Here is a 12,606-nt window from a genome sequence, read left to right as displayed (position 1 = left end):
TTGCTCCGATGGTTTATCAAAATACGATGACCGGAGTCTTTTTTGAAGCGTGGTTTCAGCAATGCCTACTGCCCGCATTGACTCAAAAATCGGTGATTATTTTAGATAATGCACGATTTCACCGTATAGGTGTCTTACGGGAAATGGCGGAAAAATTGGGACATAAGGTATTGCCTCTTGCACCCTATTCACCTGAGCTCAATCCGATTGAGAAGGTGTGGGCGAATATTAAGCGGTATCTTCGAACCGTATTGTCTGATTACGCCCGATTTGACGATGCGTTACTGTCCTATTTTGATTTTAATTGACTATATAATACGGTGAAGCCGCACCGCAGTTTGAACGGCGATACGCCGTTTGAGGTATTGCAGGCTTCACTCTCAACCTGTGGTGTAAACAACGCGACGATTTCCTACGCCACCTTAATTTGTACTGTTTACTTACTGTTTGCGGCACACGGCTTGGTATGCAAAATGCGCCGCAGCCATAGAGCAGGCTTTCAGGTAGCCTTTTCCAGCAGGCGGGCGATTTCGGCCACGATGGCATCGGCGGTATCGCGTTTGCCCATTTCCGGCAGCGCAGTTTCGGCTGAATCGCTGATGAGCGTGACTTGGTTGTTGCCGCTGCCCATGGCGCTGACGGCGTGATTGGCCACGATCAGCGGTACACCTTTGCGCAGCCGTTTGGCGCGAGCGTGTTCGAGCACGTTGTGGCTTTCGGCGGCAAAACCCACGCAGAAGGGCGCGTTGGGCAGAGCCGCCACGGCGGCGAGGATGTCGGGGTTTTCGGCCAATTCGATAACGGGCGGCGTGCCGCTGCCGTCTTTTTTCAGCTTTTCGGCGCTGCGGTTGGCCACATGGTAGTCGGCCACGGCGGCCACGCTGATGAATACATCGCAGCTGCCTGCCTCCCGCATCACGGCTTCGTGCATTTCACGCGCGCTGTGGGCATGGTGTACGGCCACCCCAGCTGGCGGGGCTACCTGAAGCTGCCCGGCCACCAGCACCACTTCTGCCCCGGCGGCGCGGCAGGCCTGCGCCAGCGCCACACCCATACGGCCGCTGGACAGGTTGGTGATGCCGCGCACGGGGTCGATGGCTTCAAAGGTGGCGCCGGCCGTGAGCAGCACGCGTTTGCCGGCGAGCAGTTTGGGCGTCCACAAATCGGGCAGCAGTTCGGCCAATTCGGCGGCTTCGAGCATGCGGCCTTCGCCGGTTTCGCCGCAGGCTTGGCTGCCGCTGGCCGGACCGAATACGGTGATGCCGTCGGCCTGCAGTTGGGCGATGTTGCGCAGGTTGGCCGGGTTGCGCCACATTTCCACGTTCATGGCGGGGGCAACGGCCAGCGGGCAGGCGCGGGCGGCGGCCAGGGTGGAGAGCAGGTTATCGGCCATGCCGTGGGCGATTTTGGCTAAGGTGTTGGCGCTGGCGGGGGCGATGAGGAATACGTCGGCCTCGCGGCTGAGGCGGATGTGCGCCATGCCGTCGGCGGAGTCGGCAGTATCGTCCGTCCACACGGTGCGCCCGCTCAGGGCTTGGAAGGTTTGCGGGGACACGAAACCGGCAGCGGCGCGGCTCATGGCCACGCTCACGGTGTGCCCCTGTTTTCTGAGCAGGCGCACGAGTTCGCAGGATTTGTAGGCGGCAATGCCGCCACTGATGCCGAGCAGGATGTGTTTGGGCATGGTGTATGGCGTGATGTGAAAAGATGGGCGCTATGGTAACACAGAGCTGAGCGAGGTGTTTCAGGTAGCCTTCGGATGGGGAAAGGCTACCTGAAACTGGTTACCGTGCATAGGCAATAGGGGGAATACTGTTCATTTAGAGCAATCAGTTCAATAAGATGTGCTGTATTGCCGTTTTGTATCTTACCCATCAATTATCTTTATTGGTGGTAAGTTTATGTCAAGCCATTCTGTTTGTTTGTGCTAGAATCCGCCCCTTTTTTTGCGGAATGGTATCTGAACATTTGATGCTTGCTTGAATGTATCAGCATATTTGCACTTTAAGGAGTTAATTTAATGAATAAAATTTATAATATCGTGTACTCTGAAGAGCGCGGCACCTGGGTGGTGTGCTCGGAATTGGAGCGCGCTAGCCGGAAAAAGTCTTCCAGTAATTCTGCCGCCAAACTGCTGGCTTCTGCTGCGGTGATTGGCATGGGTGTATCTGCTTTGCCAGCCGCGGCTTCTACCTGCGGCAATGGTAGCACCGTAGCCAGCGGAGGCAGCTGCGATATGGGCACATTTAGCGCAACCGTTAATGACCGCAAGGTTGGTCAGGCTTTGGCTAATAATGGTGATACCGTTACTGTAACCACCCCAGACATCAACAAAATCACATCAGCAGGCAGCTCGTTCCGAGCCGGCAAGCTGCGCAATTTGTTTACCGAGCCAGCTATTCTCCAGCAGTTGGGTGATTTGCAGCGTGTGAACCCCAACCAAAAAGGCGAAACCCGTACTGTTACCGACCCAATCAGCGGCAGTAATCAAACTGTTAACGTATACAATAATATTGGCTTTATATCTGCGTTGGACATCGATAGCATCGTGGCGACAGGGAATGATGTTTATGTGGATATGCGCATCGGCACTGCCACCGGCAGTGGCAGCAAAATCATTGCCTCTTTGGGCGATCCCAATGCTGCTATAGTAGATAATACTGTTGCCACCAACCGTACGGCCACGCCAATGCCTGCAAAAGATACGCGTATGGTGCAGGCTGAAAACGGCGCTTCGGCGGAATGGACTTCTAAAAACCGCATCCGGTTTGAGCAAAATGTGGTTGCATCCGATAAATTATCTATTACCCAGGCTTTGTTCCAGCCGAAAACAGTTACCTTCATGGATGGCAGCTTCCATCGGCTCGACACGGTGCAAGATCTGATTAATTACAACAACAATGTGTTGAAACCGGCTATCGGCACGCCAGGTTTTGCTAACCCCGGCGAAACCCAACAGGCGGCTTATGATCGCTGGTTCAATGAGGCTGCTAAAACGCAAAATTATAAGTTTGAGCAACCTAACCCCATTACACCCACTCCGGATTCGTTACTGCCTACCAAAGAACTTTGGGTTTTGGCTGCTACCGGCAGCGGCTCAACTGCTACATTGAAGAATGGTGGTCAAATCGACCATCGTACCGGACAAAATACCGGCGGCGGTATGCTGGCTGAAGAAGGCGGTAAGGCCGTTATTGAAGAAGGTGCCAATTTGTCTGGCGTTTTCAGCAGCTTAGTTGTGCGTGGTGCGGGCAGTGTTGGTGAAAACCACGGTGTGATTTCTGGCGGCTATTACGCTTCTGATAATTTTGATACCAGTAAAGCCGGTCAGGCCAATAAAAACGATGTTTATGTTGAAGGGACAACAGTTAATGCTACTAATAATGGCGTTTTCAAAAACGACGGTATCATCAACGTTGCCGGCTTCACTTATCCCAACCTAAATTTCAATAACTACGGTATTCGGGTAAACAATAATGCCACAGCTGTAAACCAGGCCGGTGGTGTTATTAACGTTGCGGTGAATCACACGCCGAATAATCCTGTACATGGCGTACGTGTGGAAGATAATGGTACGTTTACGGGCGAAGCCGGCAGCGAAATTTTCATCGGTCGTACCGCACAATATAGCAAGAACGCGCCCACTACCTTAATCGGCAACACCTCCGATCAGGTTGGTATCTTGGTGAGAGGCAATAATGCTACCGTAAATCACGATGGCACTATTACCATCGGTAAGGAAACCCAAGGTGCAACCGCTGTTAGGGCAAGTAATGGCAATGCCTCGACTACGGTTAATTTGGGTGCGAACAGTGTCATTAATGTACTGGGCAATGCTACGGTAGCAGGCGGTCAGCCGAAGCAGAATATCGGTGTTCAAGCACAAAATTCCGGGGCTGCACAAATCACTAATGCCGGCACAATTAATGTGAGCGGCACCAATGCTGTGGGTGAGAATATTGTGGCCGAAGCTGGGCATACGGCCAAGATTACCAATACTGCCAGCAGCAAAATTATCGTGGAAGAAACCAGTGCCAACACTGCTACCCGTAACTACGGCATCTATGCTGAAGGACGAGGCACAGGTAAGGCTGATGTGGTGGTGGATGGTACGTTGACGCTGAAAGGCGATAATGTAATCGGTGCCCATGCGCGCGGCAACTCAGCGATGGACGTGAATTCGAACATGACAACCGTGTTCGATGACGCCAACAACGCAAAAAATCAAATCGCCTACTATATTCACGGTGGTTCAGCTACCGCCAATGTAGCGGCTTTGGCTAATAACACCGATATCACTACTGAAAACTCCACTCTATTCCGTGCGGAAGCAGGCGGCACCATTAATGCGGCAGGTTTGAACGTAACCGCTTCCGGTAAAAATGCCGTCATCCTGGCCAGCAACGGCAAAGATGCCAATGCCAACAAAGCATCCACCATCACAGTAAATAATGGTACGTTCAACCTCACTGGAAACGGCGCAACTGTTGCGCTGGTATCCGGCGGTGCAACCGGCAATCTGAAGGGAACGGCAACCGTTGCTGACAGTGCCACTGGTGCCACCATCGGTAAGGCAGATGGCAAAAGCTATGGTTTGGAGAATCAACTGATTGCAGGTAGCGCCAGTGATAACACCACCAAACTGGTTTCCGAGCTGAACACCACCACCAGCGCAACTGGTGTAACCGGATACACCGCGCAAAACAGTGGCACAGTGGACTATTCAGGTAGCCTGAATCTGAATGGCGCCAACAGCGTTGCCGTACAAACGCTGAATAACGGCACGGCCAACCTGAACAACGCAACGGTTAAAGCCAATGGTGATGCTTTGCGAGCCAATGCTGGCAACAACACCATCAACGTTAAGGGCGGAACGGTAACCGGCACCACCAATGTATTCAATTCAGTTGCTGGCACCAACTCACTCGTTGCCACTAATGGCGCGGTGCTGAATGGTGTGATGTCGCTGGCGGCAGGTACTTCCTCTGTGGAGCTGGCTAACGGCACCACTTGGAACAATACCGGCAATTCCACCGTAACCAGCCTGGATAACGCCGGTACCGTAGCCTTTGCTACACCGGCTACCGCTGCTGTGGGCAACTACAAAACCATCACCGTAAACGGCGACTACACCGGCAATAACGGTAAATTGGTGGTGAACACCCTGTGGAACAGCGATACCGACAAAGATTCTGATCACCTGATCGTTAAAGGCACCGCTAGCGGCACTACCGTGGTTAGCACGCCGAACGGCATCATCGGTAACATCCGCAAAACCAATGCCCAGCAATTCTCGTCCGACGTGGTTACTGTAGAAGTCCCGAGTGCCAATGCCCCTGGTCAGCAAGAAGGTCAGCCGGACGGCAATGCCATCTTCACCGGTACGGCCAATACCACCAATGCCGGACAAGCCCAGCTTGTATTGAAGAGCACTGCCGGTGGTAAAAACGTGTATGCCTGGACGCTGTTTGCCGACCCTAATGCCGGACCGTCCGCCTACATTTACGCCCCTGCCGTGGCAGGCTATGTGCTGATGCCGCAAGTGAACCAAGAAATTGGCCACCACACCATCGGCACCCTGCACGAGCGCCGCGGCGAGAACCAAACCCTGGCTTGGGATGATTGCGCCCGTTGCGGCGAACAAGCCAAAGGCCAAACTTGGACCCGCCTCCTAGGCAGCCGCCTCGATAGTAATGGCAAAGAACGCTTCAATTTTGAAACCAAAATAGGCGGCTTCCAGATTGGCCACGACTTCGCTGTTCACCGCAACGATAAAGGCGGCCACCGCCTCACCGGCGGCTACCTGGCCTACACCCGAGCCAGTACCGATTTCTTCGACCGCTATCGTGCTGTAAACGGCAGCATCAGCCCTGACCACTACAGCGGTAAAGGCACTACCGATGCAGTTAGCCTCGGCTTGAGCAACACCTACTATGCCGCTAACGGCAGCTACTTCGACTTGGTAGGCCAGCTGAGCTGGTTGCGTAATAAATACCAAGATCGCGACAGTGCCAGCGTGAAACAAAACGGCTGGGGCGCTGCCCTTTCTGCCGAAGTTGGCCGTCCGTTTGCCTTAGGCAGCCATGCCGATAACCAAGGTGGCTGGCTGATTGAGCCGCAGGCACAACTGGTATACCAATACGTTGGTCTCAAAGATTTCAACGACGGTATACGACAAGTTAGCCAAGACAAGCAGCACAGCTTGCGCGGCCGCCTCGGTGCCCGCTTGGCCTACAACGGCCCCAGCCGCAGCCTGCGCACCAACACCTTCTATGCCGTGGCCAACGTATGGCACGACTTTATCCAGCCGCACGGCGTAGATATTGGTGAAGACAATGTGCGCGAGAAACGCAACGCCACCTGGGGCGAAGTTGGCCTCGGTGCCCAGCTGCCCGTATCCAACAACGCCTATGTGTATGGCGATGCCCGCTACCAACACAACTTTGGCAGCACCAGCCGCCATGGTTATCGTGGCAGCGTAGGTTTCAAATACACTTGGAAGTAAGCGTTTGATGCAGCAAAGGCTACCTGAAAAGTTGGAACGAACTGTTTTCAGGTAGCCCCAACAAGGATTGAATACAATGAATCAGATTACAAAAACCCTCCTCCTCACCGCTTTGGCTGCTGGTTTGAGCAGCCAAGCCGCCGCCCGCGACGTACACCACCGCTGGTGTGCCGAAGAAGCACCAGTTGAGCAACCCGTTGTGGAAGACCCGATAGTTAAAAGTGAGCGCATCAACCTCTCGGCTGACGCCCTATTCCGTTTCAACCAATCGGATGCCGCCGATATGTTGCCCGAAGGCAAAGCTACCCTCGACCGCTTGGCCGAAAACCTCGTTAGCCGTCAAGCTCATATCGACAGCATTACCCTCACCGGCCACACCGACCGCCTCGGCAGCGAGCAATACAACTACAACCTCGGCCTGCGGCGTGCCCAAACAGTAAAAGACTATCTGCAGGGCAAAGGCGTGCAAGCCCCCATCAGCGTGGCCAGCGCCGGTGAAAGCCAGCCGGTTACCACGACTTGTACCGGCACTCGCGCCACTGCGGCTCTGAAAGCCTGCCTGCAGCCCGACCGCCGCGTTACCGTGGATATTTCCGGCACAGCAGCGCAAGAGTAGTTCAGCCTGGAATTGAGGCTACCTGAAAAGCAGCAGAGCGGAATTGCCGCCAAGCTGAAATTTCAGGTAGCCTTTTCTATGCTTAAACCAGAGTATTGAATCGTTTGAAATCTTGGGCATGAATTGAGGCTACCTGAAAAAGGGAATGATGGCTTGCCGGCTTGTCCGGGCAGCTCAGGTAGCCTTTTATAGTGGATTAACAAAAATCAGGACAAGGCGGCGAGCCGCAGACAGTACACACGTTACGGCAAGGCGAGGCAACGCTGTACTGGTTTTTGTTAATTCACTATACTGCATCGGCATGCCTTCAGTCGGCAACACTTTCCCTGCCGAATCGGCGAAAAGCAGGCACATTCGGTTTTTTTCATTGCCCCTGCCGGTGCTCTATCCTACAATTACGCTTTGCAGTCTGTGATTTATCGCTTGGAATAGAAAGGCGATACGGGTGAAGCGCCTTGCCGCTTCAATGTCACCATTTTTGCCTCGTTGCCATTTTGAACAAGCATACACAAACTGCCACCTGCGGCTTCCCGTGCGGAAGCCGGTTTGCAACTGCTGCGGAGCCCTGTGCCCATGTCTGAAAAATACGTCCCTCCCCAAAAGCCCTATCTGCAAATCAAAGACGTGGTGAAAACCTACGGCGAGAATTATGCGGTGGACCACATCGATTTGGATATCGACCGACACGAAATCTTCGCCCTGTTGGGCAGTTCCGGCTCGGGCAAATCCACGCTGCTGCGTATGCTGGCGGGCATGGAAACGCCGGATCAGGGCAAGATTATTTTGGACGGGCAAGACATCACCCGCCTGCCGCCCTACGACAGGCCGATTAACATGATGTTCCAAAGCTACGCGCTATTCCCGCACATGACGGTGGAGCAGAACATCGCTTTCGGCCTGAAGCAGGACAAAATGCCCAAAGACCAGATTGCCGAACGGGTGGAGGAAATGCTGCGCCTGGTGCAGATGAGCAAATACGCCAAACGCAAGCCGCACCAGCTCTCCGGCGGGCAGCAGCAACGCATCGCGCTGGCCCGCGCGCTGGCCAAGCAGCCCAAACTTTTGCTACTGGACGAGCCTCTGGGCGCACTGGATAAAAACCTGCGCCAGCAAACCCAGCTGGAATTGGTGGATACGCTGGAGAAGGTGGGCGTAACCTGCATCATGGTAACGCACGACCAAGAAGAAGCTATGACCATGGCCACGCGCATCGCCATCATGTCGGAAGGCCAGCTGCAGCAGGTGGGCACACCGCGCGAGGTGTACGACTTCCCCAACAGCCGCTTCACCGCCGAATTCATCGGCGAAACCAATATTTTTGAAGGCCATCTGGTGGCCGACGAGGCCGACCACGCCGAAATCGACTGCCCCGAGCTGGCGCAGAATATCCTCATCGACCACAGCGTGGCCGGGCCGGAGGAGCAGACCATGTGGGTCAGCATCCGCCCGGAAGACATCAATATGCACAAGGAAAAACCGGCCAATGCGGGCGAACACAACTGGACTATCGGCACGGTGAAGGAAATCGCCTATTTGGGCAGTTTCGCCATTTATCATGTGCAGCTGCCCAGCGGGCGCATGGTGAAAAGCCAGGTGCTGTCGTCTTATTGGTATTTGGCCAACCTGGAGCCGCCCACTTGGGACGAAACCGTGTATCTGAGCTGGCCGGCCAACCAGCCCGTACCGCTCACCCGTTAAAGGCTACCTGAAAACGAGGCTTCCGCAGGAAGACGAGTTTCTGCGGGGCGAAAGCGCAGCTTTGTGATGTTTTGGCGTCGCCAAGCAAAGTTTCCGCGCAGCCAAAACGCAGCTGCAACACAGTGAACACCAACATACCGGTTCGGCAAGGCAGCCGAACATGAAAAGGCTACCTGAAACCTGAAACCGCACTTTCAGGCCAGGGCAAGCAAGAGAGGCTACCTGAAAATGAAATGGCAGGCTTTAAAACGCAAACTCAGCCCCGGGCAGGGGCTGGTTATCGGCATACCTTATTTGTGGCTGCTGGTGCTCTTCCTGATTCCTTTCTTCTTCGTGTTGAAAATCAGCCTGGCCGAGCAAGCCACTTCGATTCCGCCCTACACCCCGCTCTACACGGTGGACGAAGCGGCCGGACGCGTGAATATTTCCCTGAGCTACCTGAACTACACTGGCATTTTCGATAATTTCTGGCAGTCGCTGTGGCTCGGGCTCAACCCCTTTGCCGACAAATCCGGCAGCAACCTGTATGTGCACATCTACCTGCTCTCCATCAAAACCGCCATCACCACCACGCTGATCTGCCTGCTGGCCGGCTACCCCATCGCTTACGCCATCTCGCGCAGCCGCGAAAAATGGCGCAACCCGCTGCTCTTGGCCATTATGCTGCCGTTTTGGACCTCGCTGCTGCTGCGTGTGTACGCCTGGATGGGCCTGCTTTCGCAAAACGGCATCATCAACAACCTGCTGTTGCGCTGGGGCTGGATTAACCAGCCGCTGGACATGTTCTACAACAGTTTCTCGCTCAATATCGTGATGGTGTACACCTATCTGCCCTTTATGGTGCTGCCGCTGTACACCCAGCTCCTCAAGCTGGATAACCGCCTGCTCGAGGCCTCTGCCGATTTGGGCGCCGGGCCGGTGAAATCGTTTTTCGCCATCACCCTGCCGCTCTCCAAAAGCGGCATCATCGCTGGCTCCATGTTGGTGTTTATCCCGGCGGTGGGCGAATTTGTGATTCCCGATTTGGTGGGCGGGCCCGAACACCTGATGATTGGTAAAGCCCTGTGGCAGGCCTTCTTCACCCAAAACGACTGGCCGCTCGCCTCCGCCATGGCTGTGGTGATGGTGCTGCTTTTGGTGGTGCCCATCGGCCTGTTCCACCGTCATGAAGCCAAACAGCTGGAAGGAGCACGCCGTGGCTAGAAAATCTGCATCGTCCACCTGGTTTCTGCGCATCTGCCTGTTTTTGGGGCTGGCCTTCCTCTATATCCCGCTGCTGGTGTTGGTGGTGTATTCCTTCAACCGCTCCGAGCTGGTAACCGTATGGGGCGGCTTCTCCACCAAATGGTATGGCGCGCTGCTGAATAACAGCGAGATTTTGGAAGCCACCTGGCTCTCCATCCGCATCGCGCTCATTTCCTCTGCCGCCGCCGTGGTGCTCGGTACCATGGCCGCCTATGCCCTGGCGCGCATCAAACGCTTCCGCGGCAGCACCTTGTTCACCGGCATGGTGTCCGCCCCCATGGTGATGCCCGACATCATCACCGGCATTTCGCTGGTGATGCTGATTCTGCAGGTGCAGGCCTTGCTGCGCGGCTCCAGCCTGAGCTGGCTGCAATTCGAGCGCGGCTGGTTCACCATCTGGCTCGGCCACACCACCCTGTGCATGGCCTACGTTACCGTGGTCATCCGCACCCGCCTAGGCGAGCTCGACCAATCCCTGGAAGAAGCCGCGCAGGATTTGGGCGCCAAGCCGTGGAAGGTCTTCTGGGTGATCACCCTGCCGCTGATCGCCCCCGCCATCGCCTCCGGCTTCCTGCTCGCCATGACCCTTTCCATGGACGACCTGGTAATCACCTCCTTCCTCAGCGGCCCCAACTACACCACCCTGCCGCAGCTGATTTTCGCCAAAGTAAAACGCGGCGTGAACCCGCAGATGAACGTGCTGGCCACCTTCCTAATCGCCATCATCGGCACCCTCGTCATCACCGGTAACTACTTCATGATGCGCCGCGTCAACAAACGCGACCGCGAAGCCGCCTTGGCCTACAAACAAGCCCAGGAAGCCGCTGCCGCTGCCGCTACCCCGCCGCCCTCCGCACTGATGGAAGCGGAGGAGGCTGCGCAGGAGGCAGATGGCCATGCGGAAGAGCCTGCAGCAACCGATGAGGTTTCGGAGGATTAGCATTGCCAACATGGTGAGGCAATACCCTCAGTTTGAAGTAAAGGCTACCTGAAAGCGCAACGCAGAAACTTTGCTGCATTGCGCTTTCAGGTAGCCTTTTTATAGTGAATTAACAAAAATCAGGACAAGGCGACGAGCCGCAGACAGTACAGATATTACGGCAAGGCAAGGCGAGGCAACGCTGTACTGGTTTTTGTTAATTCACTATATATTTGCGGTTACGCCAACTTGGGCAGGGTTATTCCTGCACTTCAATCGCGCTACCGTTATCCAGCTCGATGATTTCGCCGGCGAGGATTTTGGCGGTTTTGCGGGTTTCGGTTGCGCCGTTGCGGCGTACGCGGCTTTCGGCGATCCAGGTTTTGGCTTGGCCGCCGCTGTCGGCCAGGCCGGTGAGTTTGAGCAGGTCGCACAGGGCGATGTGTTTGTGGCCGTTGAGAGAGAAGGTTTGCATGGCTTTTGTTTCAAATGCTTGGTTTGGTGGGCGATAGAGGCTACCTGAAAAATATGTTTCAGGTAGCCTCTTTGTTTGGCTATTTATAGCTTGCCGAGAATGTCTTCGCTCAGGGCGAGGTCGGCATTTTTATTGATGCCGATTTGGCGGGCGAGGATGTTGCGGGCGATTTGCTGCGCTTCTTCAAGGGAGTGCATGCGGTAGGTGCCGCATTGGTATTCGTTCAGCTCGGGGATTTGGCTTTGGTTTTGCACGTTTAAAATATCCTGCATGGCGGCTTGCCAGGCGGCGGCTACGGCTTCTTCGTTGGGGGTGCCGATCACGCTCATGTAGAAGCCGGTGCGGCAGCCCATGGGGGAAATGTCGATGATTTCTACGTTGGCGCTGTTGAGGTGATCACGCATGAAGCCGGCAAACAGGTGTTCCAGCGTGTGGATGCCTTTTTCGGGCAGGATTTCTTGGTTGGGCACGCAGAAGCGCAGGTCGAACACGGTGATGTCGTCGCCTTTGGGGGTGCGCATATTTTTGGCCACGCGCACGGCGGGGGCGTGCATACGGGTGTGGTCTACGGTGAAGCTGTCGAGAAGGGGCATGGCGGTTCCTTTTGGGTGTTGGAATTGCGAAGGCGGTATCATACCATTTTCGCTTGTGGCTTGAAAAAATGTATGCTTTGTGTAGAATTTCGTCTCTTTCTTAACCACCAACAAGGGGACAATCATGCAAAACATAGGTAGCACTTTGGCCATTTTGGGCATCCTGGCGATTTTTCTAGACTTCTTCAACCGTGTGCCGAAAGTATTGGCTTGGATTTACAACTGGGGGGACGGTGTGGCCTGGGGCATTAAGATTGCACTTGTTGTGGTGGGCGGCGCGTTGTGGCTGATCGGCCGCAATCAGGAAGCGGCGCATCCTGCATTGACAGAGGAAGATGACGAATAATCCTCCCCCGCAACGATAAAATCCGCCGGCAAACACGATGGCTTGCCGGTGGATTTGTTTTGTTTGGATTGGGCGTTTGAACTATAGTAAATTAAAAACAAAATAGTACAATATTCAACTTTGAAGGTCTAACCATGGCATACTCTGCGGACTTAAGGAACAAAGCTTTAAACTATTACGAACAATGCAAAAACATCAGCCAAACCGCA

General features: G+C 54.7%; 9 protein-coding genes and 2 pseudogenes. 8 read left to right on the top strand and 3 right to left on the bottom strand.

Annotated elements, in window-relative coordinates:
- Nucleotides 1–308, top strand: a pseudogene (locus tag A7Q00_RS10775) (IS630 family transposase); the annotation flags it as partial.
- A 3-nt stretch (nt 309–311) separates the two neighbouring features.
- Nucleotides 312–416: pseudogene (locus tag A7Q00_RS14365) on the top strand (IS481 family transposase); the annotation flags it as partial.
- Nucleotides 417–499: 83 nt separating this feature from the next.
- On the opposite strand, the gene coaBC reads toward A7Q00_RS14365, so the two are convergent.
- Nucleotides 500–1,684, bottom strand: a complete 1,185-nt coding sequence (gene coaBC, locus A7Q00_RS10770) for a bifunctional phosphopantothenoylcysteine decarboxylase/phosphopantothenate--cysteine ligase CoaBC (RefSeq protein WP_064090545.1) — start codon at nt 1,682–1,684, stop codon at nt 500–502.
- A 336-nt stretch (nt 1,685–2,020) separates the two neighbouring features.
- Here coaBC and A7Q00_RS10765 point away from each other — a divergent pair, with 336 nt between their 5' ends.
- From A7Q00_RS10765 to A7Q00_RS10745, 5 genes are all read left to right on the top strand, one after another.
- Nucleotides 2,021–6,505 carry an autotransporter outer membrane beta-barrel domain-containing protein gene (locus tag A7Q00_RS10765; RefSeq protein ID WP_064090544.1) on the top strand — a complete coding sequence of 1,495 codons (4,485 nt, stop codon included), beginning with the start codon at nt 2,021–2,023 and terminating at the stop codon, nt 6,503–6,505.
- A 76-nt stretch (nt 6,506–6,581) separates the two neighbouring features.
- On the top strand, nt 6,582–7,121 hold the full coding sequence (locus A7Q00_RS10760; RefSeq protein ID WP_064090543.1) for an OmpA family protein: 540 nt from the start codon (nt 6,582–6,584) through the stop codon (nt 7,119–7,121).
- Nucleotides 7,122–7,694: 573 nt separating this feature from the next.
- Nucleotides 7,695–8,819: an ABC transporter ATP-binding protein gene (locus A7Q00_RS10755; RefSeq protein WP_064090542.1), complete on the top strand. Its 1,125-nt coding sequence runs from the start codon at nt 7,695–7,697 to the stop codon at nt 8,817–8,819.
- A 228-nt stretch (nt 8,820–9,047) separates the two neighbouring features.
- Nucleotides 9,048–10,022 (top strand): ABC transporter permease subunit, encoded by a 975-nt coding sequence (locus A7Q00_RS10750; protein ID WP_064090541.1) that lies wholly within the window; start codon nt 9,048–9,050, stop codon nt 10,020–10,022.
- Entirely contained in the window at nt 9,985–11,004 is a 1,020-nt protein-coding gene (locus A7Q00_RS10745) for an ABC transporter permease (RefSeq protein ID WP_064090540.1), read from the top strand. Before A7Q00_RS10750 ends, A7Q00_RS10745 begins: the two co-directional genes overlap by 38 nt.
- A gap of 238 nt (nt 11,005–11,242) precedes the next feature.
- On the opposite strand, the gene A7Q00_RS10740 is transcribed toward A7Q00_RS10745, so the two are convergent.
- Both A7Q00_RS10740 and luxS read right to left on the bottom strand, forming a co-directional pair.
- Nucleotides 11,243–11,458: an RNA-binding S4 domain-containing protein gene (locus A7Q00_RS10740; RefSeq protein ID WP_064090539.1), complete on the bottom strand. Its 216-nt coding sequence runs from the start codon at nt 11,456–11,458 to the stop codon at nt 11,243–11,245.
- An 83-nt stretch (nt 11,459–11,541) separates the two neighbouring features.
- Nucleotides 11,542–12,051, bottom strand: a complete 510-nt coding sequence (luxS, locus tag A7Q00_RS10735; RefSeq protein WP_064090538.1) for an S-ribosylhomocysteine lyase — start codon at nt 12,049–12,051, stop codon at nt 11,542–11,544.
- 124 nt (nt 12,052–12,175) lie between these two features.
- Between luxS and A7Q00_RS10730 the strand changes: the two genes are divergently transcribed.
- Nucleotides 12,176–12,397, top strand: coding sequence for a hypothetical protein (locus A7Q00_RS10730; protein ID WP_064090537.1), 222 nt, complete (start codon nt 12,176–12,178; stop codon nt 12,395–12,397).
- Nucleotides 12,398–12,606 lie beyond the last annotated feature (209 nt).

The sequence above is a fragment of the Eikenella halliae genome, assembly GCF_001648475.1.
Classification (GTDB): domain Bacteria; phylum Pseudomonadota; class Gammaproteobacteria; order Burkholderiales; family Neisseriaceae; genus Eikenella; species Eikenella halliae.
The sequence above is the reverse complement of the archived record's forward strand: the minus strand, read 5'-3'. Positions and strand labels throughout refer to the sequence as shown.

Coding starts and splice junctions, on each gene's coding strand:
- A7Q00_RS10750 (WP_064090541.1), top strand. CDS start 9,048: ATGAAATGGCAGGCTTTAAAACGCAAACTCAGCCCCGGGCAGGGGCTG.
- A7Q00_RS10755 (WP_064090542.1), top strand. CDS start 7,695: ATGTCTGAAAAATACGTCCCTCCCCAAAAGCCCTATCTGCAAATCAAA.
- A7Q00_RS10740 (WP_064090539.1), bottom strand. CDS start 11,458: ATGCAAACCTTCTCTCTCAACGGCCACAAACACATCGCCCTGTGCGAC.
- luxS (WP_064090538.1), bottom strand. CDS start 12,051: ATGCCCCTTCTCGACAGCTTCACCGTAGACCACACCCGTATGCACGCC.
- A7Q00_RS10760 (WP_064090543.1), top strand. CDS start 6,582: ATGAATCAGATTACAAAAACCCTCCTCCTCACCGCTTTGGCTGCTGGT.
- coaBC (WP_064090545.1), bottom strand. CDS start 1,684: ATGCCCAAACACATCCTGCTCGGCATCAGTGGCGGCATTGCCGCCTAC.
- A7Q00_RS10765 (WP_064090544.1), top strand. CDS start 2,021: ATGAATAAAATTTATAATATCGTGTACTCTGAAGAGCGCGGCACCTGG.
- A7Q00_RS10730 (WP_064090537.1), top strand. CDS start 12,176: ATGCAAAACATAGGTAGCACTTTGGCCATTTTGGGCATCCTGGCGATT.
- A7Q00_RS10745 (WP_064090540.1), top strand. CDS start 9,985: ATGAAGCCAAACAGCTGGAAGGAGCACGCCGTGGCTAGAAAATCTGCA.